General features: G+C 63.6%; 18 protein-coding genes. 5 read left to right on the forward strand and 13 right to left on the reverse strand.

The window, feature by feature from the left end; genetic code table 11:
- Window positions 1–150 precede the first annotated feature (150 nt).
- Together ercA and F8N66_RS11990 are read left to right on the forward strand one after the other, a co-directional pair.
- Complete coding sequence (ercA, locus tag F8N66_RS11985; RefSeq protein WP_150770370.1) at window positions 151–1,314, forward strand: alcohol dehydrogenase-like regulatory protein ErcA; 1,164 nt, start codon at window positions 151–153, stop codon at window positions 1,312–1,314.
- The gene (locus tag F8N66_RS11990; RefSeq protein WP_150770371.1) at window positions 1,298–3,034 is read left to right on the forward strand and encodes a NahK/ErcS family hybrid sensor histidine kinase/response regulator; all 1,737 of its coding nucleotides are present in this window, start codon (window positions 1,298–1,300) and stop codon (window positions 3,032–3,034) included. Before ercA ends, F8N66_RS11990 begins: the two co-directional genes overlap by 17 nt.
- Here F8N66_RS11990 and F8N66_RS11995 read toward each other — a convergent pair.
- Entirely contained in the window at window positions 3,010–3,894 is an 885-nt protein-coding gene (locus F8N66_RS11995) for an aldose 1-epimerase (protein ID WP_150770372.1), read from the reverse strand. The two genes, F8N66_RS11990 and F8N66_RS11995, sit on opposite strands and share 25 nt — an antisense overlap.
- A gap of 100 nt (window positions 3,895–3,994) precedes the next feature.
- Here F8N66_RS11995 and F8N66_RS12000 point away from each other — a divergent pair, with 100 nt between their 5' ends.
- On the forward strand, window positions 3,995–4,615 hold the full coding sequence (locus F8N66_RS12000) for a TetR/AcrR family transcriptional regulator (RefSeq protein WP_150770373.1): 621 nt from the start codon (window positions 3,995–3,997) through the stop codon (window positions 4,613–4,615).
- Window positions 4,616–4,722: 107 nt separating this feature from the next.
- Here F8N66_RS12000 and preA read toward each other — a convergent pair whose 3' ends face one another.
- The 3 genes from preA to hydA all read right to left on the reverse strand — a co-directional run bounded on the left by preA (window position 4,723) and on the right by hydA (window position 8,959).
- Window positions 4,723–5,997 (reverse strand): NAD-dependent dihydropyrimidine dehydrogenase subunit PreA, encoded by a 1,275-nt coding sequence (gene preA, locus F8N66_RS12005; RefSeq protein WP_150770374.1) that lies wholly within the window; start codon window positions 5,995–5,997, stop codon window positions 4,723–4,725.
- Window positions 5,998–7,365, reverse strand: a complete 1,368-nt coding sequence (locus tag F8N66_RS12010) for an NAD(P)-dependent oxidoreductase (protein WP_150770375.1) — start codon at window positions 7,363–7,365, stop codon at window positions 5,998–6,000.
- Between the two features lie 154 nt (window positions 7,366–7,519).
- Window positions 7,520–8,959: a dihydropyrimidinase gene (gene hydA, locus F8N66_RS12015; protein WP_150770376.1), complete on the reverse strand. Its 1,440-nt coding sequence runs from the start codon at window positions 8,957–8,959 to the stop codon at window positions 7,520–7,522.
- A gap of 551 nt (window positions 8,960–9,510) precedes the next feature.
- On the opposite strand from hydA, the gene F8N66_RS12020 reads away from it, so the two are divergent.
- Together F8N66_RS12020 and F8N66_RS12025 are read left to right on the forward strand one after the other, a co-directional pair.
- Entirely contained in the window at window positions 9,511–10,995 is a 1,485-nt protein-coding gene (locus F8N66_RS12020) for an NCS1 family nucleobase:cation symporter-1 (protein ID WP_150770377.1), read from the forward strand.
- A 142-nt stretch (window positions 10,996–11,137) separates the two neighbouring features.
- Complete coding sequence (locus F8N66_RS12025; RefSeq protein WP_150770378.1) at window positions 11,138–12,421, forward strand: Zn-dependent hydrolase; 1,284 nt, start codon at window positions 11,138–11,140, stop codon at window positions 12,419–12,421.
- Window positions 12,422–12,441: 20 nt separating this feature from the next.
- Here the strand turns inward: F8N66_RS12025 and F8N66_RS12030 are convergent, their stop codons facing one another.
- From F8N66_RS12030 to F8N66_RS12080, 9 genes are all read right to left on the reverse strand, one after another.
- Window positions 12,442–13,605: an XdhC family protein gene (locus F8N66_RS12030; protein ID WP_150770379.1), complete on the reverse strand. Its 1,164-nt coding sequence runs from the start codon at window positions 13,603–13,605 to the stop codon at window positions 12,442–12,444.
- A 141-nt stretch (window positions 13,606–13,746) separates the two neighbouring features.
- A complete protein-coding gene (locus F8N66_RS12040) occupies window positions 13,747–15,135 on the reverse strand; it encodes an amidohydrolase family protein (RefSeq protein WP_150770380.1) in 1,389 nt (462 codons plus the stop codon).
- 12 nt (window positions 15,136–15,147) lie between these two features.
- Window positions 15,148–16,503 carry a nucleobase:cation symporter-2 family protein gene (locus F8N66_RS12045; RefSeq protein WP_150770381.1) on the reverse strand — a complete coding sequence of 452 codons (1,356 nt, stop codon included), beginning with the start codon at window positions 16,501–16,503 and terminating at the stop codon, window positions 15,148–15,150.
- A 255-nt stretch (window positions 16,504–16,758) separates the two neighbouring features.
- Window positions 16,759–17,799, reverse strand: a complete 1,041-nt coding sequence (locus F8N66_RS12055; RefSeq protein WP_150770382.1) for a CobW family GTP-binding protein — start codon at window positions 17,797–17,799, stop codon at window positions 16,759–16,761.
- A 74-nt stretch (window positions 17,800–17,873) separates the two neighbouring features.
- Window positions 17,874–18,506 carry a UbiX family flavin prenyltransferase gene (locus tag F8N66_RS12060; protein WP_150770383.1) on the reverse strand — a complete coding sequence of 211 codons (633 nt, stop codon included), beginning with the start codon at window positions 18,504–18,506 and terminating at the stop codon, window positions 17,874–17,876.
- Window positions 18,503–19,888: a UbiD family decarboxylase gene (locus F8N66_RS12065; RefSeq protein ID WP_150770384.1), complete on the reverse strand. Its 1,386-nt coding sequence runs from the start codon at window positions 19,886–19,888 to the stop codon at window positions 18,503–18,505. The genes F8N66_RS12060 and F8N66_RS12065 overlap by 4 nt, the downstream gene beginning before the upstream one ends.
- 158 nt (window positions 19,889–20,046) lie before the next feature.
- Entirely contained in the window at window positions 20,047–20,952 is a 906-nt protein-coding gene (locus tag F8N66_RS12070; RefSeq protein WP_053158646.1) for an amidohydrolase family protein, read from the reverse strand.
- Between the two features lie 4 nt (window positions 20,953–20,956).
- The gene (locus F8N66_RS12075; RefSeq protein ID WP_150770385.1) at window positions 20,957–21,886 is read right to left on the reverse strand and encodes an amidohydrolase family protein; all 930 of its coding nucleotides are present in this window, start codon (window positions 21,884–21,886) and stop codon (window positions 20,957–20,959) included.
- Between the two features lie 315 nt (window positions 21,887–22,201).
- The gene (locus tag F8N66_RS12080) at window positions 22,202–23,092 is read right to left on the reverse strand and encodes a LysR substrate-binding domain-containing protein (protein ID WP_150770386.1); all 891 of its coding nucleotides are present in this window, start codon (window positions 23,090–23,092) and stop codon (window positions 22,202–22,204) included.
- Window positions 23,093–23,174: the final 82 nt, after the last annotated feature.

A 23,174-nucleotide genomic window follows, 5' to 3' on the forward strand; every position in this document is an offset into this window, starting at 1 on the left:
GAGAATCTGCCGACTGACGCACCGCTTTCGCGAGCAAGCCCGCTCCCACAGGGGATCTACGGTGAGTCCAGCCATTGGTCTGATTGCATTCAGCGCCGGATGCGTTAGTGTGGCTGTTACATTCCAAAACAATAAAAAACAGGCTTTCCAATGAGCCAGAGTCTCAGCCAACTGCGTAAATTCGTCTCGCCTGAAATCATCTTCGGTGCCGGCTGCCGGCACAACGTCGGCAACTACGCCAAGACCTTTGGTGCGCGCAAGGTGCTGGTGGTCAGCGATCCGGGGGTGATTGCCGCCGGTTGGGTGGCGGATGTCGAGGCCAGCCTGCAAGCGCTGGGCATCGAGTACTGCCTTTACAGCGCCGTCTCGCCCAACCCCCGGGTTGAAGAAGTCATGCTCGGTGCCGAGCTGTACCGGGAAAACCACTGCGATGTGATCGTCGCTGTCGGCGGTGGCAGCCCGATGGATTGCGGCAAAGGCATCGGCATTGTCGTCGCCCATGGCCGCAGCATCCTCGAATTCGAAGGGGTGGACACCATCCGCGTGCCCAGCCCGCCGTTGATCCTGATTCCGACCACCGCCGGCACTTCGGCCGATGTCTCGCAATTCGTGATCATCTCCAATCAGCAGGAACGCATGAAGTTCTCCATCGTCAGCAAGGCGGTGGTGCCGGACGTCTCGCTGATCGACCCGGAAACCACCCTGAGCATGGACCCGTTTCTTTCGGCCTGTACCGGCATCGATGCCCTGGTGCACGCCATCGAAGCCTTCGTGTCCACCGGTCACGGGCCCCTGACCGATCCCCATGCGCTGGAGGCGATGCGCCTGATCAATGGCAACCTGGTGCAGATGATCGCCAACCCGACGGACATCGCCCTGCGCGAAAAAATCATGCTCGGCAGCATGCAGGCCGGGCTGGCGTTCTCCAACGCGATCCTCGGCGCGGTGCATGCGATGTCCCACAGCCTGGGCGGTTTTCTCGACTTGCCCCACGGCCTGTGCAACGCGGTGCTGGTGGAGCACGTCGTGGCGTTCAACTACAGCTCGGCGCCGGAGCGTTTCAAAGTGATCGCCGAGACCTTCGGTATCGATTGCCGGGGTCTCAACCAGCGGCAAATCTGCGGGCGCCTGGTGGAACACCTGATCGCCCTGAAACATGCGATCGGCTTCCACGAAACCCTCGGCTTGCATGGGGTCAGGACCTCTGACATTCCGTTCCTGTCGCAGCACGCCATGGATGACCCGTGCATCCTGACCAACCCGCGCGAGTCCAGCCAGCGTGACGTCGAGGTCGTCTATGGCGAAGCCCTCTGACGAACAACAACGGGCCCTGGCCGGGCTGCTGGGACTGGGCAGCCACTCGGCGCGCAAGAGTCATTACCCGGAACTGGCGGCGCGCCTGGATGAGCTGGAGGCGGAGCGGAACCGCTACAAATGGCTGTTCGAAAACGCCGTCCACGGGATCTTCCAGGCCAGCCTGCACGAGGGCCTGCGCGCCGCGAATCCGGCACTGGCGCACATGCTCGGCTACCAGGACCCGCAGGAGGTGCTGTTTTCCCTGAATGACCTGGCCAGCCACCTGTTCGCCGGTGGGGCGCAGGAACTGGAAACCATTGGCGACCTCCTCAAGCGGCAACGCAGCCTGCACGGCTACGAAACCCGCTTGCGCCGCAAGGACGGCAGCCACCTCGACGTGTTGATGAACCTGTTGCTCAAGCCCGGCCAGGAAGGGCTGGTGGAAGGGTTCGTCGCCGATATCACAGAGCGCGTGCAGGCTCAGCAGCGCCTGCAACAACTCAATGACGAACTGGAGCAGCGCGTCGCTGCGCGCACCGATGAACTGCTGGAAGCCAACCGCAACCTGCAGCAGCAGATCACCCAGCGTAAACAGATCGCCCAGGCCCTGCGCGATGCCCGTGATGCCGCCGAAGCCGCCAACCGCAGCAAGGACAAGTACCTGGCGGCGGCCAGCCATGACCTGCTGCAACCGCTGAACGCCGCGCGCTTGCTGATCTCGACCCTGCGCGAGCGGCAGTTGCCGGAGGTGGAGCAGGTGCTGGTCGAGCGCACGCACCAGGCGCTGGAAGGGGCTGAAGACCTGCTCACCGATCTGCTGGACATTTCCCGGCTCGACCAGGCGGCGGTCAAGCCGGACATTGCACTTTACCGCCTGGATGAGTTGCTCGGCCCGCTGGTCTCGGAGTTCCAGTCCGTTGCCCAGGCGGCGGGCTTGAACCTGCGGGTGCACACGGGCGATTACGCCATCAGCACCGACTTGCGCCTGATGACACGCATTCTGCGCAACTTTCTCAGCAATGCCTGCCGCTATACCGACGAGGGCAGCATCCTGCTCGGCGCCCGACGGCGGGGCGAGTATTTGCGTCTGGAGGTGTGGGACACCGGGCGCGGGATCGCGGCGGACCGGCTCGACTCGATCTTCCTCGAATTCAATCAACTGGATGTCGGCCGCGCCGCCGACCGCAAGGGCGTGGGCCTGGGGCTGGCGATTGTCGAGCGCATCGCCCGGATCCTCGGTTACCCCATCGGCGTGCATTCGCTGCCGGGGCGCGGTTCGATGTTCAGCATCGATGTGCCGCTGTCCCATGACATCCCGTTGCCGATCGACCAGGCTGCGCCCCAGCCCGTCACCGGTAACCCGTTGCCGGGCCGACGTTTGCTGGTGCTGGACAATGAATTGAGCATTCTTGAAAGCATGAGCGCGTTGCTCGGCCAGTGGGGCTGCGAAGTCGTCACGGCCACCGACGAAGCCTCGGCCCTGGCGGCGCTGGCCGGACGGGCACCGGAACTGATTCTGGCGGACTACCACCTCGATCACGCGGTGGTTGGCTGCGATGTGGTGCGCCATCTGCGCGAGCATTTCCACCAGCGTATCCCCGCGGTGATCATCACCGCCGATCGCACCGACCAGTGCCGGCGCTCGCTGCAACGTCTGGAGGCGCCACTGCTGAACAAACCGGTGAAGCCTGGCAAGTTGCGCGCGGTGTTGAGTCAGCTGTTGGCGGCGCCGGCCTGAAGCGCCCGGTAGCGCAGGCTGAAACCCAGTTCCGTGGACTGGCCTTGCTCCAGTAGTCGCAAGCCCGGCCGACCCGGCAAGTGGTGCGCGTTGACCGGGTGGCTGACCGGTTCCAGGCAGAAAAAATCCAGGCCAGGCGGGCAGTAGAGCAGGTAGTAGTCGCTACCGCTGGCCTGGCACTCCAGTTCGTAACCCAGGTCAGGTTGCCGGATCAGGCAGTGGCCGTTCCATTGGCAAAAGCCGTTATCGACCAGCGTCTCGGGCAATGCTTGCAGCTGCCGGAAATCCCATGGCGCGGGTACGCTGGCAAGCCCGGTCGGCAATCTGGACGCCTCACACAACCAGACCTGTTCGGCGTGTGCCTGCAGGCGAGTGCTGGCCAGGCGCGGAAAATAGGGGTGCAGGCCGAGCCCATGCCAGGCCGGGCGGGCGGCCAGATGAGTGACTTGCAGCTCAATGCCCAGGCGGCCCTGGCTCAGGTGCAAGCGTTGCCGGGCGCGATAAGCGAAGGGCGTGGTGCTGTCGAGTTGCAGCACGACTTCATCGTGGCGGTGCGAAACCACCTGCCACGCTTGTTGCCAGGCCGTGCCGTGGATCGGCAGCGGATCGCCGGGGCTGTTGGGCGTCAGCGCCAGCCAGCCATCGGGGCAGTCGAAGCCGCCTTCGGCGATGCGATTGGACCAGGGCGCCAGGGGAAAACAGCCGAGCTTGCCGGGCAGGCCGCTGTGCAGCGCCGGCGCGTCGGTGTGACGCAGCAGGGGTTGGCCGGTGCTGCGCACGCTCCAGTTGACGATGCTCGCGCCGAGTTCGGGGGCGAGGGTGAGGCGGGTGTATTCGTCTTCGAGTTCAATCAGTTTCATTGTGATTGTCTTGGTGAAGTGATGGGTTCATGGCTGCGGCCCTGTCGCGGCGAGCAGTGCGGATGCTAGTCTTGTTTAACGCTGTTGTCAGGGAGCCCTCATGGGCAATCACAAGATCGAGATCCGTCGCAGTAACGTCGAGAAAATTCTGCTGGGTGCCGAGAAGGTCTTCGCCGAAAAAGGCTTTGGCAGCACCGCCATGGCCGACATCGCCGCCGAGGTGCAACTGCCGCGCTCCAATCTGCATTACTACTTCAGTACCAAGACCGAGTTGTACAGCGCGGTGCTGTTCGACCTGCTGGAAGTGTGGAAGCAGGACGCGCTGTGCTTCGAGATGTTCGACGACCCGCGCGTGGTGCTCAGCAGCTACATCCGCGCCAAGATGAACCACTCCCGCAGCCGGCCCTACGGTTCCAAAGTCTGGGCCAACGAAATCATCCACGGCGCGCCGACCCTGGGCGAGGCGCTGGATGCCAGCCTGTACGACTGGGCCAAGATGAAGGAAGCGAAGATCCGCCAGTGGGTGGACGACAAACGCATCCTGCCGGTGGAGCCGTCGAGCCTGCTGTACATGATCTGGGCCTCGACCCAGCACTACGCCGACTTTGACCATCAGGTGAATATTCTGAATGACCATCAGCCGCTGTCGGACATGCAGTTCGAGCGGGCGGTGCAAACGGTCACGAGTGTGATTTTGCGGGGGATCGGGTTGGAGCCTTGAATCAAAAGATCGCAGCCTCGTTTCACTCGACAGCTCCTACAGGCGTTCACATTCCCTTGTAGGAGCTGTCGAGTGAAACGAGGCTGCGATCTCTTGATAGTTAACGATCAAACGGCAACGTGATACGGATTCCTCGGATCATGATTCCAGTCCAGGAACGGCTTCCCGGTCTCCACCGGCACCATCTCGATGCAATCCTGCACCGGGCAGGTGATCTGGCACAGGTTGCAGCCTACGCATTCCTCATCGATCACCTCGTACGCATGCGTACCATCGGCCTTTTTCAGGCTGGCCACCGCCTGGTGCGAGGTGTCTTCGCAGGCGATGTGACAGCGGCCGCAACCGATGCAGGCCTCCTGGTCAATCTTCGCGATCACTTGATAGTTGATGTCCAGGTACTTCCAGTCGGTGGTATTGGCCACCGCGCGCCCGGAAAATTCTGAAATGCTGGCGTAGCCCTGACTGTCCATCCAGCGCGACAACCCGTCCTTCATCTCCTCGACAATCCGGAAGCCATGCAGCATGGCCGCCGTGCACACCTGCACCGAGCCGCTGCCCAGGGCGATGAATTCCGCGGCGTCGCGCCAGTTGCCGATGCCGCCGATGCCGCTGATGGGCAGTCCTTGGGTCTGCGGGTCGCGGGCGATTTCGGCGACCATGTTCAGGGCAATCGGCTTGACCGCCGAACCGCAGTAGCCGCCATGGGTGCTCTGGCTGCCAACCACGGGATTGGCGACCATGCGCTCCAGGTTGACGCTGGTGATCGAGTTGATGGTGTTGATCAGCGACACCGCATCGGCACCGCCCCGGTGCGCCGCACGGGCGGCGACGCGGATGTCGGTGATGTTTGGCGTGAGCTTGACGATTACCGGCAGCGAACAATAGGTCTTGCACCAGCGGGTGACCTGTTCGACGTACTCCGGCACCTGGCCGACCGCCGCGCCCATGCCGCGTTCCGGCATGCCGTGGGGGCAGCCGAAATTCAGTTCGATGCCGTCGGCGCCGGTGGCTTCGACCAGCGGCAGGATGTGTTTCCAGGACTCTTCGACGCAGGGCACCATCAACGACACGATCAAGGCGCGGTCCGGCCAGTCCTTCTTCACCTGGGTGATTTCCCGCAGGTTGATCTCCAGCGAGCGGTCGGTGATCAATTCGATGTTATTGAAACCCAGCACTTCACGATTCGCCCCGAAGTGCGCGGAGTAACGCGACGACACGTTGACCGCCGCCGGGTCTTCACCCAGGGTTTTCCAGACCACGCCGCCCCAGCCGGCCTCGAAGGCGCGGACCACGTTGTAGGCCTTGTCGGTCGGCGGCGCGGAGGCCAGCCAGAATGGGTTGGGGGACTTGATGCCAGCGAAGACAATCGACAGATCGGCCATTTACGCAGCCTCCACATTGAGCATCAGTTGAGCATGGATGGCCTCGGCGGCGCGTTTGCCGTGCTGCACCGCCTGCACGGTGAGGTCCTGGTCGAGGCTGGTGCAGTCACCGCCGGCATACACGCCGGGGATGCTGGTGCGCAGTTGTTCGTCCACCTGAATGCGATCGCCCTGGCGCTTGAGTTCGCGGGCCAGCGGGTCGGCGAGGGCGCTTGAGTCGAAGGTTTGGCCGATGGCCTTGAAGATCGCATCGGCGGCCAGTTCGAAGGTTTCGCCAGTGGTTTGCAGCCGGCCTTCGACGAGATGGGTGCGGGCGAAGCGCATGCCACGCACGTTGCCCTGGTCATCGAGCAACACGTCTTCCGGTTGCGCCCAGGTCAACAGGCGCACCTGATTGGCCTTGGCGATGTCCTGTTCGTGGTGGGTCGCCCCCATGTCTTCGACGCCACGGCGGTACACCAGGTTGACGTCATGGGCACCGAGGCGGGCCATTTGCACCGCCATGTCGATCGCGGTATTGCCGGCGCCTAGCACGATGCAGTGGTCAGCCAGTGGCAACTGGGTCAGGTCGTCGGCCTGGCGCAGTTCACGGATGTAATCGGTGGCGGCGACGAGGCCGGGCGCGTCTTCATGCAGCAGACCAAGCTGCTTGCTGGCAGCCAGGCCGAGGCCGAGGAACACCGCATCGAACTGTTGATGCAGCTCGCTCAGGCTCAGGTTTTCCCCGAGTTTTTGCCCATGGCGGATTTCAATGCCGCCGATCTCCAGCAGGAAGTCCAGTTCCTTCTGCGCGTAATCGTCCACCAGCTTGTACTTGGCGATGCCGTATTCATTCAGGCCGCCGGCTTTTTCCCTGGCTTCGAAAATCACCACGTCATGGCCGTGCATGGCGCTGCGATGGGCGCAGGACAGCCCGGCCGGGCCGGCACCGACCACGGCAATGCGCTTGCCGGTGGCGGCGGCGCGGGAGAACGGGTGTTGGCTGAAATGGGCGTTGTCCACGGCGTAGCGCTGCAACAAACCGATGAGCACCGGTGCGCATTCATGGGCGTTATTACGCACGCAGGCTTGCTGGCAGAGGATTTCCGTCGGGCAGACCCGGGCGCAACTGCCGCCGAGGATGTTCGCCGAGAGGATTTTCTGCGCCGCGCCCTGAACGTTGTCCTGGTGGATGTTGCGGATGAACGAGGGGATGTCGATTTCGCTGGGGCAGGCATTCACGCACGGCGCGTCGTAGCAATACAGGCAGCGCGAGGCTTCCAGGTGGGCCTGGCGGTCGTTGAGTGGCGGCGCGAGGTCCGTGAAGTGGCCGGCGAGGGCGGCCGCGTTCTCGTAGGGATGCGGGAGATGGGTCAGGGTCTTGATCACGGTCTTGGCCTCACGGTGATGGAGGTTATGCCTCTGGTGGGCATTGAGTTTTTTGTTGTCTGGGCGGGCCTCTTCGCGAGCAAGCCCGCTCCCACATCTGGAATGCGTAACCCTGTGGGAGCGGGCTTGCTCGCGAAGGCCGAAGGCCTCGATCTCAGCGCTTCACGGCAACCGGCTGATTCAACTCGGCCCGCTTGCTCAGTAAATCAAACACCGCCGGATATGCCGGCCGTTCGATGTACCGCCCGGCGCCGCGCTCGGCGCGCAGGTCGCCGTCGGCCCAGACCACCCGGCCCTGGCTGATGGTGTGGCTGGGCACGCCGCGCACGGTCTTGCCTTCGAAGATGTTGAAGTCGACCTGCTGGTGATGGGTCTTGGCCGAAATCGTGCGCGTGCCTTGCGGGTCCCACAGCACCAAGTCGGCATCGGCGCCCACGCGGATCGCGCCTTTGCGTGGGTAAAGGTTGAAGATCTTCGCGGTGTTGGTCGAGGTCAGGGCGACGAACTGCTGCATCGAAAAACGCCCGGTGTTCACCCCTTCATCCCAGAGCACTGCCATGCGGTCTTCGATGCCGGCGGTGCCATTGGGGATCTTGCTGAAATCGTCCTTGCCCGCCGCTTTCTGCTCGGCGCAGAAGCAGCAGTGATCGGTGGCGGTGGTGTGCAGGTTGCCGGCTTGCAGGCCGTGCCAGAGCGCTTCCTGATGGCCGCGCGGACGGAACGGCGGGCTCATAACGTAACCGGCGGCGGTCTGCCAGTCCGGGTGTTGATAGACGCTGTCGTCCAGCAGCAGATGCCCGGCCAGCACCTCGCCGTAGACCGGCTGGCCCTTGGCCCGGGCATAGGTGATTTCGTCCAGGGCTTCCTTGGTCGAGACGTGCACCAGGTACAGCGGCGTGCCGAGGGTTTCGGCAATGCGGATCGCCCGGCTTGCGGCTTCGCCTTCGACCTGGGAAGGACGCGACAGCGGATGCGCCTCCGGCCCGGTCATGCCCTGGGCCATCAGTTTGCGTTGCAGGTGGTAGACCAGCTCGCCGTTTTCCGCGTGCACGGTGGGCACCGCGCCCAGTTCCAGGCAGCGCTCGAAACTCGCCACCAGGGTGTCGTCCGCCGCCATGATCGCGTTTTTGTAAGCCATGAAATGCTTGAAGCTGTTGACCCCGTGATGGCTCACCAGCTCGGCCATTTCCTCGCGCACCTGTTCGCTCCACCAGGTGATGGCGACGTGGAAGCCGTAATCGGAGGCAGACTTCTCGGCCCAGCCACGCCATTGATGGAAGGCTTCCATCAGCGACTGCTGCGGATTGGGTATGACGAAGTCGATGATCGAGGTCGTGCCACCGGCCAGACCCGCCGCCGTGCCGCTGAAAAAGTCTTCGCTGGCCACGGTGCCCATGAAGGGCAGTTGCATATGGGTGTGCGGATCGATGCCACCGGGCATCAGGTACTGGCCGCTGCCGTCGAGGACCTCGGCGCCTGCGGGAAGGTCGAGGTTTTCGCCGATTGCCTTGATCACGCCGTCTGCGCAATACACATCGGCGCGATAACTTTCATCATGGGTAACAACGGTAGCGCCACGGATCAACAGAGACATTCCGGATTCCTCGCAGGCATGACCGGCTGATGCCGGTTCTAGGTGTTTTATATGAAGCCATCGTCAACAGGCATATTCCTGTCAGCGCTGTCAGGAATAAACGCTAGCTGCACTTACGGGAATCAGCAAGAATATTTTTTATAAGCTTATATCTGTTTTAAGTTATTGATAATTAACGATGTAAATCGAAAATCACCAAAATGGTGAGGGTCCTCACCATTTTGACGCACTTGACAGGATCGAAATATGGTCAAGATTTCCTATGTGAAATCAGCTGTTTGTGCGTGGTCTATGGTTGATGCGCAATGGTGAAAAAAAGATCCACGCACCACATTGAGTCCTGACGATCCGGACAACTTGCCTGTCATTCGGCCTGAGTGAGAGGGCAAAAAAGCCGGGGATTCAATAGTTGTCTTCATAAAACTGATTAATATCAGTTGCTTAAAAAGTGTTTATGGAACTGCCCGATGCGCAAGCGGGGCGCCCGGCACGCTTATTGAAGTCGCCAGCCCCTGATGAGCAAAAATAACTCGAAGAACAGTGGAGCGGCCATGCAACAGATCAGATCGCAAGTGACCGAGCGCGACGGCTTGTTTGAGCTGGAAGCCGGCAGCGATGTCCTCGACAGTCCCCGTTACAACCACGACATGGCACCGACCAAGGTGCGCGAACGAACCTGGAACAAATGGCACATCACCGCCTTGTGGGTCGGCATGTCGATCTGCGTGCCGACCTACACCCTCGGCGGCGTCCTGACGGCGTATTTCGGCCTGAGCGTCGGCGAAGCGCTGCTGGCGATCCTGTTTGCCAACCTCATCGTTTTGATCCCGCTGACCCTGAACGCCTTTCCCGGCACCAAGTACGGCATTCCGTTCCCGGTGTTGCTGCGCTCGTCGTTCGGCATCCTCGGTTCCAACGTCCCGTGCCTGATCCGCGCCCTGGTGGCGTGCGGCTGGTTCGGTATCCAGACGATGTTCGGCGGCCTGGCCATCCACCTGTTCCTGGGCTCGGTGTTCGAGGGCTGGAAATCCCTGGGCGGCACCGGTGAAGTCCTTGGGTTCATGGCGTTCTGGGCGCTGAACCTGTGGGTGGTGATTCGCGGCGCCGAGTCGATCAAATGGCTGGAAACCCTGTCCGCGCCGCTGCTGGTGGCGGTGGGCGTGGGGCTGCTGGTCTGGGCCATGCCGAACGTGTCGATGACCGAGTTGCTGGCGATTCCCGCCAAGCGTCCCGAAGGCGCCAGCGTGGTCAGCTACTTCGCCGCCGGGCTGACCGCAATGGTCGGGTTCTGGGCCACGTTGTCGCTGAACATTCCGGATTTCAGCCGCTATGCCGAAAGCCAGAAGGCGCAGATCGTCGGGCAGATCATGGGCTTGCCGCTGACCATGTTCCTGTTCGCCGCACTGGGCGTGGTCATGACCGCCGCCTCGGTGAAACTGGTCGGGGTGACGGTCTCCGACCCGGTGACACTGATCGGCCATATCCAGAGCCCGGTCTGGGTCGCCCTGGCCATGGCGCTGATCATCATCGCCACGCTGTCCACCAATACGGCGGCCAACATCGTGTCGCCGACCAACGACTTCCAGAACATCGCACCCAAGGTGATCAACCGCACCAAAGCCGTGATGCTCACCGGGTTTGTCGGCCTGTTGCTGATGGGGCACGAGCTGCTGAAGAAGCTTGGCCTGATCGTTTCGGACGTCAGTCTGGAGACGGTCTATTCCAACTGGCTGCTGGGCTATTCCAGCCTGCTGGGGCCGATTGCCGGGATCATGGTGGTGGACTATTTCCTGATCAAGAAACAACAGCTGGACCTGGCCGGTCTCTATCGCGATGACGTGTATCCGGCGTGGAACTGGAATGGCTTTATCGCGTTTGGCGTGCCGGTGGTGCTGACGCTGCTGTCGCTGGGCAGCGATGCGTTCAGCTGGTTCTACAGCTACGGCTGGTTCACCGGCTCGGCGCTGGGCGGGTTGATTTACTACGGGTTGTGCGCGCTGCGAGCGCAGCCGTCTGCCGTGAAATCGGCGGTGTAGCGGATGGCCCCTTCGCGAGCAAGCCCGCTCCCACAGGAGGAATGCATTTCAACTGTGGGAGCGGGCTTGCTCGCGAAGGCGGCGGTACAAACACCCAGGAATTGCCTGAAGAAACCTATAAGAACAGCCTGAGGAGATCCCCATGAACGCAGCCGTAGACGTTCTGCAATCCACCCATCAGCACATCAACCGCGATCGCCTGTGGCAGTCGCTCATGGAACTGGCCAGGCTCGGCGCCACGGTCAAGGGCGGCGTCTGTCGCCTGGCGCTGACCGATCTCGACCGCCAGGCCCGCGACATTTTCGTCAAATGGTGCGAAGAAGCCGGCTGCACCGTCAGCATCGACGCCGTGGGCAACATCTTCGCCCGCCGTCCGGGGCGCAATCCGAACCTGCCACCGGTGATGACCGGCAGCCACATCGACACCCAGCCCACGGGCGGCAAGTTCGACGGCTGCTTTGGCGTGCTGGCCGGTGTCGAAGTGCTGCGCACCCTCAATGACCTGGGCGTGGAAACCGAGGCGCCGCTGGAAGTGGTGGTGTGGACCAACGAAGAAGGCTCGCGCTTCGCTCCGTGCATGATGGGCTCCGGCGTGTTTGCCGAGAAATTCACCCTGGAGGAAACCCTGGCCAAGGTCGATGCCGATGGCGTGACCGTGGGCGAGGCGCTGAATGCCATTGGCTACGCCGGGCCGCGTGCCGTCAGTGGTCACGCCGTGGGGGCTTATTTCGAGGCGCACATCGAGCAAGGGCCGATTCTCGAAGACGAACGCAAGACCATCGGCGTCGTCATGGGCGCCCTCGGGCAAAAATGGTTCGACCTGAAGCTGCGCGGCGTCGAGGCCCACGCCGGGCCGACCCCGATGCACCTGCGCAAGGACGCGCTGGTCGGCGCCGCGGTGATCGTCGGTGCCGTCAATCGCGCCGCCCTCGGCCATCAACCCCACGCCTGCGGCACCGTCGGTTGCCTGCAAGCCTATCCGGGGTCGCGCAATGTCATTCCCGGCGAAGTGCGCATGACCCTGGATTTCCGTCATCTGGAACCGGCACGCCTGGATTCGATGATCGCCGAGGTCCGCGACGTCATCGAGACCACCTGCGAGGAGCACGGCCTGAGCTACGAGCTGACCCCCACCGCCGACTTCCCGCCGCTGTACTTCGACAAGGGCTGCGTCGCCGCCGTTCGTGGCGCCGCCCAGGGCCTGGGCCTGTCGCACATGGACATCGTCAGCGGCGCGGGCCACGACGCGATCTTCCTCGCCGAACTCGGCCCGGCCGGGATGATTTTCGTGCCCTGTGAAGGCGGCATCAGCCACAACGAAATCGAAAACGCCGCCCCGGATGACCTGGCGGCGGGGTGCGCGGTGTTGTTGCGGGCGATGCTGGCGGCGTCGGCGGCCATTGCCGACGGGGAACTGGCGGCTTGAAATAATCGCGTACAGCGGCTTTATTGAGCGGTGCACGCGATCTGTGCGGGCACCGCCTCAAGACGTTCACTGATCGCCAGATCCACCGGATGAATCGGCTTGTTGCGCCGTTTCAACATCCCGCCCTGGCGCTGGTTCTGTACGGCGGTGATCTCCGCGAGAATCGCCAGCGCCACCGTTTCCGGGGCATCGCCCCCCAGGTCCAGGCCCATCGGGTAATGCAGCACCGGGGAACCCGGACCGATCTCGGCCAGTAACCGCTCGGTGCGCTCCCGGGGGCCCAGTTGACCGATGTAGGCCGGCGCGCCTTGCAACACTTGTGAGAGCCAATGCCGGTCCTGACGGTAGCTGTGGGTCATCACCGCGACGGCGGCGCCCTCGATCAAGGGTTGCAGGTCGAACGGGTTGTCCAGGCTTGCGAAGATCACCGCGTCGGCCTGGGGAAAGCGCTCGGGCCTGGCGAAGTGGCTGCGGCTGTCGATGACGCTGACGTGCCAGTTCAGCCCTTTGGCCATGCGCACCAGCGGCTGGGCATCGTGGCCGGCACCGAAGATCACCAGGCGCGGCGGCGGGGCGAGGTATTCGAAGAACACTTCGACTTCGCCACGGGCATCGGTGTAGAGCCGCAGCGATGACTTTTTCCCGGCCAGGGTCTTGCGCAGGTCCTGGCGGATGGCGTGGTTGAGCGTCGGGTTCCTCAAGTCGCTCGCGGTGTCCGACAGCAGCCGGTCACCGACCCGCGCCGAGGCATTGCGCGAGGTGGCAATGACCGTGGCCATGGCGGCGGGTTGTTGCGTGTCGCGTACCCGATGCAACAGTTCGATGGCGGCATGCGGTTGCTTCGCCCGCAGGCGTTCGAGCATCACGAACACCGTGCCGTTGCAGCCGAGGCCGAAGGTCAGGGCGCTGTGTTCGTCGTCCTCGTCCTCGGTGGCGCCGGTGCTGTAGCGGCGCACCACCGGCTCGCCGGCGTCGGTCAGCCACCAGGCTTTTTTCGCCAGGTCCTGTTCCAGGCAACCGCCGCTGACGGTGCCGACGGTGCGGCCGTGCAGGGGGATGAGCATTCTCGCGCCAGGACGGCGATAGGCCGAGCCTTCGACCTTGACCACGGTGGCGAGGATGGTTTCTTCGCCGGCTTGGGCGGCGGATTCGATGGCGTGCAGCAGGTCGTTGAGTCCGGACATGGAATTCTCCTGTTTGGGGCTCGGTCGAATGTGGGAGCGGGCTTGCTCGCGAAGTCGGTGTGTCAGTCGACGTCACTGTTGAATGACACACCGCTTTCGCGAGCAAGCCCGCTCCCACACGGGGTTTGCGTAGGCCGTGGTTTAGTCGTCGATGTTCATCAACTGCCGCACCCCATCCCACGCCTCGGCGCGCATTTGCTGCACGTCCAGCCCCGGGATCACCCCGTCATCGACCACCAGCCGTCCGCCGACCAGGCTGTAGCGCACCGCAATGGGTTCGCCTGCCACCACCGGCGCCACGGCGCTGTCGTGGAAGCCGAAAAAGCGCGGGTGGTCCAGGCCATAGATCACCAGGTCCGCGGCCTGGCCCACTTCCAGCGTGCCCACCGCGCCCAGCCCCAACACCTGCGCGCCACCGGCCGTGCCCCAATGGATGACGTCTTCGGCGGTGGTGGCCGAGGCGCCTTGCTGCGCGCGATGGATCAGCCACGCGGTGTTGGCTTCACCGACCATGCTCCCGGATTCGTTGGACGCCACGCCATCCACCCCGAGGGATATCGGCACGCCGGCCTCGTACAGTTGCGGCACTGGCGCGACACCGCTGCCCAACCGCGCATTGCTCACCGGGCAGTGGGAGATGCCGGTGCCGGTTTGCGCGAGCATGCGGATCTCCCCCGGTTGCAGATGCACCGCATGGGCGAACCACACGTCCGGGCCGAGCCATTCGTGTTCGGCGACGAATTCCACCGGCAGGCAGTTGTATTTTTCCCGGCAGAAATTGACGTAGTTCTGCGTCTCCGACAGATGCGTATGCAAGCGCAGGCCCAGCCCCCGTGCGGTGTGGGCCAGCTCGCGCAGCAGCGTGGGGGGCAGGGAGAAGGTCGGCGTGGTCGGCGCCACCACCACCCGGCGCATGGCGTCCGGCGTGTCCTGGTGGTAGCGCGACTTCAGGCGTTCGATGTCACCGACCATCTGCTCCAGGCTTTCCGGTTGCAGCGCGGTTTTCGAGAAGCCGGGGTGGGCGCTGGCCGACTCCAGTGCGCCGCCCCGGCACAGCACAAAGCGCAGGCCGAATTCGTCGGCCATGTCGAACAGCAGGTCACCGGTCTCGGTGGTGCCGTTGGCGTGGTAGAGGTAATGGTGATCGGCGCAGGTGGTCACGCCGGACAGCAGCAACTCGGCCATGCCCAGGCGTGCGGCGATACGGGCAAGCTGTGGCGTGAAGCGGTTGAGGCGCGGGTAGGGCACGCTGGCCAGCCAGCCTTGCAGGTCCTGGTTCAAACCTTCGGGCACGGCTTTGAGCAGGTTCTGGAACAGGTGATGGTGGGTATTGATCCAGCCCGGATAGACCACCGAGTGGCGTGCATCGATGACCCGCTCTCCAGGTTGCGCCTCCAGGCCCTCGGCCATTTCGGCGATGCGACCGTTGACGATGCGGATGTCGACGCTGCCGGCCCGGGCACGGGGGCCGCGCAGGCCGGTCATGACCGCGACGGGGTTCTTGATCAGGATGTTTTGCAATTGAGTCATGGTCAGCTCCAGTCAGAGGCTGTGGGAGGCGGATTTACCGGGGGCGGCATCAGGCACGCTGACACCGTTGAGTGCGGCGTTGAGCAGCACCGACACCAGGCAGGCGATCACCACGCTGCTGTGCAGGAACGGCTGCGACCACTCGGGCAACTGCTTGAACAGGGCCGGCGCCAGCACCGGCACCAGGGCCGCGGCGATGGTGAAACCGACAATCAGCACGTTGTAGCGATTGCGTTCGTAGTCGACCTTGGCCAGGGTCTGGATCCCGGCCGCCGCGACCACGCCGAACATGGCGATGCCGGCACCGCCGAGCGCCGCGGTGGGCATCGAGGCGATGATCGCGCCGGCCTTGGGCACCAGCGCCACCGAGCACATCAGCAAACCGCTGACCGCCACCACCCAGCGACTGCGCACACCGGTCAGGATCACCAGGCCGACGTTTTCCATGAAGGCGATGAACGGAAACGCCGCAAACATCCCGGCGATGGTGCTGGCCAGGCCGTTGGCCCGCAGGCCGTTGATCACCTGTTTGTCTTCCACCGGTTTGTCGACGATGTCGCCGATGGCCACGAACAGCCCCATGGACTCGACCATCTGCACGATCATCACCACCACCATGGTGGCGATGGGGATCAGGCTGAAGGTCGGCAAGCCGAAGTGGAACGGGTAGGGCACGGTCAGCCAGGGTGAATCCTGCACGCTCTGAAAGCTGCCCATGCCCAGGCCGTACGCCAGTGCCGCGCCGGTCAGCATGCCGATCAGCACGGCCATGTTGCGCAGCATCGGGCTGCCGTAACGATTGACCAGCAGGATGGTCAGCAACACCACGGCCGCCACTGCCAGGTACATCGGCGCGCCGAAATCGCTGGCATGGCGGCCACCGCCGACCCATTCATAGGCAATCGGAAACAGCTGCAAGCCGATGACCGTGACAATGCAACCGGTGACCACCGGCGGAAAGTAACGTCGCAACCGACCCACGAACGGCGCCACCAGCATGGTGAAAATCCCCGCGCCGATCACCGCCCCGCAGACCCCGGCAAACCCCACCTCCGGGTTGCTGCCGATGGCAATCACCGGGCCGACGCTGCTGAATGCCACGCCCTGCAGAATCGGCAGGCGCACGCCGAATTTCCAGAAGCCGACGGTTTGCAGCAGGGTGGCGATGCCCGAGCAGAACAGCGTGGTGCTGATCAGCGACACGGTATCGGCCTGGGACATTTTCAGGGCACTGGCGACAATCAGCGGCACGGCGATGGCGCCGATGTACGAGACGGCCATGTGTTGCAGGCCGAGGGTGAGCATTTGCCGGACCGACAGCACCTGGTCGACGGGGTGGACGGTGGAAGCGGGAATGGCTGACGACATGGAGAATCACCTCTAGCTGTTGTTATTGGTAAAGAGGGGTATTCGTTCTGATGCCCGTTCAAAGCGCTGCGCCGACCCTGTGGGAGCGGCGGTGCGACGATTCGACTTGCTCGCGAAAGCGGTCTGACATTCAACATTGGTGTTGGCTGACACACCGCATTCGCGAGCAAGCCCGCTCCCACAGGGATGAGGCACTGGCATCAGGCATTTCGTTGTGTATGCCCGGAACCGCCATCCACCGGCTCCGATTGCGTTTCAGCCTGCCAGGCAGGCGGCAAAGCCCTGGTTCAACGCCGCGCGGTCCAGGTCGCGGCCGATGAACACAATCTTGCTGGAACGCGGTTCGTTGCCCCATGAAGTCGAGGCGCGGAACTCGACGAGGCTGTGCACCCCTTGCAGCACGTAGCGCTGGTCCTGGTCCGCGACCGCCAGCACGCCTTTCATGCGGTACAGGTTGTCGGCCTGGGCGCTGCGCAACTCGCTGATCCAGCGGTGGAAGGCACCCAGATTGACGGCGCCATCCACCGCGATGCCGACGGACGACACGCTCGGGTCGTGTTCATGATCGGCTTCGTCGTGGTGGTGTTCATCGGCGTGGTGATCGTGCTCGGCGCCAATCTCCATGAGCTTTTGCGTCGACTCGAAGGCACCGATGCCGAGGATCTTCGACAGATCGATCTGCGCGAACGTCGACGTCACCAGATCCGCCGTGGCGTTCAATCCGCGGATCTTCTCGCTCAGCGCCGTCACTTCAGCCTCGCTGACCAGGTCGACCTTGTTGATGACGATGCGGTCGGCGCAGACGATCTGATCCACCGCTTGGTTGTCCACGCCGTCCAGTTGCAGGTCCTCCAGGTGCTGGGCGATGTGCCGGGCATCGACCATGGTCACGATGGCGTCGAGTTCGACTTCGTCGGCAATCGGGTCGTTGATGAAAAAGCTCTGGGCCACCGGGTACGGGTCGGCCAGCCCGCTGGTCTCGATCAGGATGTGGTCGAGCCGCACCGGGCGCGCCACCAGTTCACGGACGATGCGCACCAGGTCCTCGCGAACCTCGGCGGTGCAGCACACGCAGCCGTTGACCATCTCGTAGATCTCTTCGGTTTCGGAGCTGAGCACCAGGTCGCCGTCGATGCCGATTTCGCCGAACTCGTTTTCGATCACGGCGATCTTGCGCCCGTGGTTTTCCTTGAGGATGTAGTTGAGCAGGGTGGTTTTACCGGCCCCGAGGAAACCGGTGAGGATGGTGACCGGGATCTTGCGGTTGGGGGTTGGGGCGTTGAATGGGGTGTTCATGTGAGGCTCCTTTATTACCGATTGGCCGATGCATGTTCTTTTGTGGGAGCGGGCTTGCTCGCGAATGCGGTGTGTCATTCAACGGTTATGCCGACGGATACACCGCTTTCGCGAGCAAGCCCGCTCCCACAGGGATTGAGTGTTGTTTCGCCCCAGCGCAGCGCGGTGCCGGCGTCGAGGCCGAACAGGTCGAGGACCCGGCCGAGGCTGTGATCGACCATTTGCGCCAGGCTGTGCGGGCGGGCATAGAACGCCGGCACGGGCGGGGCGATGATCCCGCCCATCTCGGTGACGGCGGTCATGTTGCGCAGGTGCGCCAGGGTCAGCGGGGTTTCCCGGGCCATCAGCACCAGGGTCCGGCGTTCCTTGAGCGTGACGTCGGCGGCCCGGCCGATCAGGCCCGAGGACGTGCCGGTGGCGATTTCCGCCAGGGTGCGCATCGAGCAGGGCGCGACCACCATGCCCAGGCACCGGAACGAACCGCTGGCGATCCCGGCTGCCACGTCGTCGGCCCGGTGGTAATGGCTGGCCAGCGCGGTGACGTCGGCCAGTTTGTAGTCGGTTTCGTGGGCCATGGTCAGCAGCGCCGCGCGGCTGATGATCAGGTGGCTTTCGATGTTCAGTTCGGCGAGCAATTCGAGCAAGCGCACGCCGTAGACGAACCCGGACGCGCCGCTGATGCCGACCACCAGGCGCTGGCGGTTCATGACGGGTAGCTCATGAGCAGGCCGCGCGCACGTTCCACCACGTCCGGATCCAGCTGCGCCTTGATCCCGTCGAAGCCTGAACCGCGAGTGGCGTCCAGGCCCATGCGCGAGGTGGTGCCGTCGACCGAGGACGAAGGATCGAGCGGGCTGCCGGGCAGGCCATCGACGACAAACATGTCCTGGTGTGGCTGGAAGTGCGTGGCCAGGGCCCAGAGCACCTGGCTGTCGTCGCTGATGTCGATGTCGCTGTCCACCGCGATCACGGTCTTCAGGTACGGGTCCCAGCCGAGCAACGCCAGCATGATCTGCCGCGCCTCGCCGTCACGGCTTTGCGCCAGGGCCACGTAGCAATGAAAGTGGGTGCCGGAATTGGGGTAATGCACGGCGGTGACCGCGGGGAAGCGCGCCTTGAGTTTTTCGCTCATTTCCGCTTCCCGTGGCAGCCGCGCCAGGGTCAGGTGTTCGGCGTAGCGGCCACCGACCACGTCCACCAGCCAGGCGTCCTTGCGGCGCATCAGGGTGTCGACCCGCAACACGTTGTTGGTCGAGCGATCCGAGGAATAGCCACTGAATTCACCGAACGGGCCTTCCTCGGCATAAGCCGTCGGATCGATGGCGCCTTCGAGGACAAATTCAGCGAAGGCTGGCACGCCGATGCCATAGCGCGGGGTCTTGACCAGTTGCAGGGGCTCGCCGAACAAACCGCCCGCCACCGCACGTTCATCGCTGCCAAAGGGCAGCCGCGCCGCCGCCGCGAGCATGAACAACGGGTGCGCGCCGACGACCATCGCGACGCGCAGTTCTTCACCGCGTTCCCGGGCGGTTTGCAGCATCCGCCACAGGTGGCCACGCGAGTGCAGGCTGGTGGCGAGCGTCTGCCGGGCGTGGCGCATCGAGCGGTGATAGCTCATGTTGGCGATGCCGGTGACCGGGTCTTGCGCGATGATGATGGCGTTGGTGATGTAGGGGCCACGGTCGCTGTCGAAATGCTTGAGCATCGGCAGCAGCGCCAGGTCCACCGCGTCGCCTTCGAAAATTTCGTCGAGTATCGGGCCCGTTTCGACATAGCGCGGTGCGATGGGCTGATTGGCGCGAGCCTGGAAGGTCTCGTGCAATTGCGCCGGGGGAACGCCGAAGATTCGTGCGATACGGGTCCGGGAAGCGAAGAGGTTGGTGGCCACCGGCACGCCGAGGCTGCCGACGGTTTCGCAGATCAGCAGCGGGTCGCGGCCCTGTGCGGCCAGGGTATCGACCAGGGCGGTGACGTCCTGGTCGGCCGACAGCGATTCGCGCACCGTGAGCACATCGTCCGGAAACTGCCGCAGATAGGCGTCGATGAAAGCGTGGAAATCCTGGGTGTCGCCGAGCGTGGAGAGGGTCATGGGTTCACCTCGTAAAATGGCTCAATGAATGCGCAAGGCGAGCAAGGTCCATGTGGGAGCGGGCTTGCTCGCGAAAGCGGTCTGACATTCAACATTGGTGTTGGCTGACACACCGCTTTCGCGAGCAAGCCCGCTCCCACAGTGGGTTGCGCCGTTGCCTACAGGTACGTGGTGGTCAGGCGAATGTCCGCCTCGATCAGGTCCTTGGGCGGCGGCGTGGGTTCGATGCCGCACAACCGGGCGATGTTGTTGCCCAGGTAGTCTTCGAGGTGATCCTCATCGATCCCCAGCCCCTGCGGCGCCGGCGAACACAGCACCTCCAGTTCGCGCAACCACATGCCCGGCTCGTTCGGCGGCGAGTCGGTGCCGAACACGATCTTGTTGCGCGGCAGGTCCTTGGCGAATTCGACGATCCGCGACTGGAAGCACCAGCCCGATTCGCAGTAGACATTGGGCGTGTCCATGGCCATCCAGAACGCCTCGAACGAATAGTTGCCGCCGGTCTGGATGCCGAAGTGACCGATGATGAAATTGACCATCGGGAACTCGCGGATGATCGGGTAGAACATGGTCGGGATGGTGTACGGGCCGTCACCGGTGTGGATCAGTACCACGATGTTGTACTTGGCGCAGACTTTCATCGCCGGGCGCAACCAGTCCAGGGCGCGGTCCGGGCGGTAGCCGTGCATGTTGGCGTGCAGCTTGAGCATCTTGAAGCCGTATTCCTTGATGTGGAATTCCAGCTCCGCGGCGCCGTTTTCTGGTCCCCAGCGCGGGTTGAAGTTGAAGTTGCCGATGAAGCGGTCCGGGTACTTCACGCACAGCTCGGCGACATAGGACATGTAGTCGCGCACGCCCTCGCGGCCACGGCGGTTGCCGTCGCGGTAGCCGGTGTTGCCCGGTGGCGGCTGGATGAACCCCATGTCGATACGGCGCGGTTTGCCGTTGATCATGTACGGGCCGTCCATCAGCTTGAGCATGCGCTCGCCGGTGAAGGGTTCGCCGGTATGGCGCCAGGCCTCGTCGACCAGGTTGGTGGGGTGCAGATGGGTATCGATAATCATCGGTTCAGCTCCTGGCCAGTTGCGGGGTGACGGGGCGCTTGAGTTGCGCCTCTGCTTCGCTGACGGTGCGCGGCGGCGGGGAGGGCTGGAGGCCGATCATCCGCGCGGTGTTGTTGCCCAGATAGTCTTCCAGGGTGTCCTCGTCGAGGTTCAGCCCTTGCGGTGGCTCGTGGCACAGCACCTCCAGCAGGCGCAGCCACATGCCCGGTTCGTTCGGCGGCGTGTCGGTGCCGAAGAGAATCTTGTGGGTCGGCAACACCTTGGCGAACTCGACGATCCGCGATTGCAGGCACCAGCCCGATTCGCAGTAGACGTTGGGCAGTTCCATCGCCCACTGCATGGGTTCGAACACATAGACGCCACCGGTCTGCACGCCGAAGTGCGCCATGATGAAATCGACGTTGGGGAACTCCTTGATCATCGGCACCCATTCCGACGGGATGCTGTAAGGCCCGTCGCCGGTGTGCAGCTTGACCGGGATGCCGAGTTCGGCACATTTCTCGAAGCAGGGGCGGACCCAGTCCAGTGCCCGGTCGGGGCGGTAGGCGTGCATGTTGGCCTGCATCTGGACCATCTTGAAGCCGTGTTCCTTGACGTAGCGCTCGATCGCCTCGACGCCGTTCTGCACGCCGCAGCGCGGGTTGTAGACGAAGCAACCGATGAAGCGGTCGGGGTAGGTCTGCACCATTTTCAGGGTGTAGGCCATGTAGGCGTCGATGGATTCGCGACCGGACAGCTCGCCGTCGGTCCAGGTGTAAATGGTGTTGCCTTGAGGCGGCTGGATGAAGGCTTTGTCGATGCGGCGAGGCTTGCCGTTGACCATGTACGGGCCATCCATCATCTCCAGCAGACGCTCGCCGGTGAACGGGTCACCGTCATGCCTCCAGGCGAGGTCCACCAGGTCGGTGGGATAGCAACTGATATCGATGATCATTGAAGTCGATCTCCTGATAGCGGGGAAGGGAACCTTGCGGTTCACAGCAGCCACGTCCCGGGCAATCGGCCATTTCTATGCGCAAACACTCGCGCATTCCCTCGCCTGGTCGCATCCGGCCCGGGAGGCTGGCTGCTTGGGGGGAAGTATTGGAAGGGGGGGTGAGGTTCGTACAATATTAATTGGGCGGGGTGTTGATACGTGTTCGATATGGGCTGGGGATAGGGGGTGGATGTGCGGGCCTCTTCGCGAGCAAGCCCGCTCCCACAGGGGGAACGCATTGCAAATGTGGGAGCGGGCTTGCTCGCGAAGGCGTCAGCCCTGTGTACGCAATGCCAACTGCTTGACCGCCTCAACCACCGGCGCCACCCGCTCGGCCTGCCCCGGCGGCCACACCGCATAGAGGTTGTAATGCGCCGGAATGTGCGCCGCGTTCAACGCCACCAGCCTGCCGGCGCGCAACGCATCCGCCGCCAGCAAGCCGCGCACCAGCCCCGCGCCGACCCCCGCCTCGGCGGCGGCAATCAGGTTGGCGGCATTGTCGAATATCACCCGCGCCGCAGGCTCGTTCGGCGCCATGCCCGCCGCATCCAGCCACGGAATCCACGACCGTCGCGTATACCCGAGCAATGGCAGTTCGAGGATCTGCGCCGGGCTTAGCGGTAACTGCAAACCCTGTCGCTCAAGCAGTTCGGGCGAGGCCACCGCCATCACCCGATCACCGCAGATTTGCGTCATCTCGCAATCGTCCCAGTCGCCATAGCCGTAGCGCAACGCCAGGTCCACGCGCTCGAACGATGAGCGATCCGAGCGCGGCATCGACAGCAGCACCACCTCATGCTCGGGCAACAAGTCGAGCAGTTCCGGCAGGCGCGGATTGAGCCAGCTCTGCGCCAGTTCGCTGTCGACATCCAGGGTCAGGCGCCGGGGCACGGGGCGATTTTTCACCGAGGACAGGGCACGGTCGATCTGCGCCAGGCCATCGGACAGCACGCTGGCGAACAACTGCCCGGCATCGGTCAGGTTGCTGCCACCCCCTTCGCGCACGAACAGCGGCTGGCCGATGAACTCTTCAAGGGCCCGGATCTGCTGGCTGATGGCGCTGTGGGTGAGGTCGAGCTTGCGCGCCGCGCTGGAGAAACTGCCGCTGCGGGCCGCCTGGATGAACGCGCTCATGGACTGCACCGACGGGTATCGCTTGTACATGCTGTTAGTCCTACTTACACAGGATGGCAGAAATCGTCGCTGGCCCGATGTTGCGAAGGCTCCCAATAATCGATCACCAGGC

The organism is Pseudomonas fluorescens, from assembly GCF_902498195.1.
Taxonomy (GTDB): domain Bacteria; phylum Pseudomonadota; class Gammaproteobacteria; order Pseudomonadales; family Pseudomonadaceae; genus Aquipseudomonas; species Aquipseudomonas fluorescens_BU.

Excerpts from the sequence above, each read along its gene's own strand:
- ercA (WP_150770370.1), top strand. The coding sequence starts at position 151 with ATGAGCCAGAGTCTCAGCCAACTGCGTAAATTCGTCTCGCCTGAAATC.
- F8N66_RS11990 (WP_150770371.1), top strand. The coding sequence starts at position 1,298 with ATGGCGAAGCCCTCTGACGAACAACAACGGGCCCTGGCCGGGCTGCTG.
- F8N66_RS11995 (WP_150770372.1), bottom strand. The coding sequence starts at position 3,894 with ATGAAACTGATTGAACTCGAAGACGAATACACCCGCCTCACCCTCGCC.
- F8N66_RS12000 (WP_150770373.1), top strand. The coding sequence starts at position 3,995 with ATGGGCAATCACAAGATCGAGATCCGTCGCAGTAACGTCGAGAAAATT.
- preA (WP_150770374.1), bottom strand. The coding sequence starts at position 5,997 with ATGGCCGATCTGTCGATTGTCTTCGCTGGCATCAAGTCCCCCAACCCA.
- hydA (WP_150770376.1), bottom strand. The coding sequence starts at position 8,959 with ATGTCTCTGTTGATCCGTGGCGCTACCGTTGTTACCCATGATGAAAGT.
- F8N66_RS12020 (WP_150770377.1), top strand. The coding sequence starts at position 9,511 with ATGCAACAGATCAGATCGCAAGTGACCGAGCGCGACGGCTTGTTTGAG.
- F8N66_RS12025 (WP_150770378.1), top strand. The coding sequence starts at position 11,138 with ATGAACGCAGCCGTAGACGTTCTGCAATCCACCCATCAGCACATCAAC.
- F8N66_RS12030 (WP_150770379.1), bottom strand. The coding sequence starts at position 13,605 with ATGTCCGGACTCAACGACCTGCTGCACGCCATCGAATCCGCCGCCCAA.
- F8N66_RS12040 (WP_150770380.1), bottom strand. The coding sequence starts at position 15,135 with ATGACTCAATTGCAAAACATCCTGATCAAGAACCCCGTCGCGGTCATG.
- F8N66_RS12045 (WP_150770381.1), bottom strand. The coding sequence starts at position 16,503 with ATGTCGTCAGCCATTCCCGCTTCCACCGTCCACCCCGTCGACCAGGTG.
- F8N66_RS12055 (WP_150770382.1), bottom strand. The coding sequence starts at position 17,799 with ATGAACACCCCATTCAACGCCCCAACCCCCAACCGCAAGATCCCGGTC.
- F8N66_RS12060 (WP_150770383.1), bottom strand. The coding sequence starts at position 18,506 with ATGAACCGCCAGCGCCTGGTGGTCGGCATCAGCGGCGCGTCCGGGTTC.
- F8N66_RS12065 (WP_150770384.1), bottom strand. The coding sequence starts at position 19,888 with ATGACCCTCTCCACGCTCGGCGACACCCAGGATTTCCACGCTTTCATC.
- F8N66_RS12070 (WP_053158646.1), bottom strand. The coding sequence starts at position 20,952 with ATGATTATCGATACCCATCTGCACCCCACCAACCTGGTCGACGAGGCC.
- F8N66_RS12075 (WP_150770385.1), bottom strand. The coding sequence starts at position 21,886 with ATGATCATCGATATCAGTTGCTATCCCACCGACCTGGTGGACCTCGCC.
- F8N66_RS12080 (WP_150770386.1), bottom strand. The coding sequence starts at position 23,092 with ATGTACAAGCGATACCCGTCGGTGCAGTCCATGAGCGCGTTCATCCAG.